Annotated in this window: 1 pseudogene; it reads right to left on the minus strand. The window is 65.5% G+C overall.

What is annotated here, in order from left to right:
- Positions 1 to 423, minus strand: a pseudogene (locus EOA86_RS38195) (purine-nucleoside phosphorylase); the annotation flags it as partial.

A 423-nucleotide genomic window follows, 5' to 3' on the forward strand; every position in this document is an offset into this window, starting at 1 on the left:
ACCACATATAGACGCCCTTGTGCAGGGCGGTAGCCGTCGCCTTCGCCGCCGTCTCGATCGCCGCGCGAAGGCCGGCATCATAGGCTTCGGTCAGGCCGACGAAGCGGCGGTCGCTTGGCTCGCCGATCAACGGGTTGGAGCCCGAGAAATTGATGTGGTCGGTGATCAGCATCACCGAGCCTAGCCCCATGTCCGGATCGACCGAGCCAGCGGCGTTGGTGAGGATCAAGTTCGAAATGCCGAGGCCGGCGAGCACCTCCAGCGCCGGCCGCATCGCAGCCGCGTTGCCGTGCTCGTAGTAGTGAGCGCGGCCGGACAGCATCAACACTGGTGTGCCGGCGAAATGTCCCGCCACCACCTCGCCGGCATGGCCGGTGACGCCGCTTCTGGGAAAGCCCGGCAATTCGGCATAGGAAATGCGGA

It is taken from the genome of Mesorhizobium sp. M5C.F.Ca.IN.020.32.2.1, assembly GCF_004023105.1.
Taxonomy (GTDB): domain Bacteria; phylum Pseudomonadota; class Alphaproteobacteria; order Rhizobiales; family Rhizobiaceae; genus Mesorhizobium; species Mesorhizobium wenxiniae.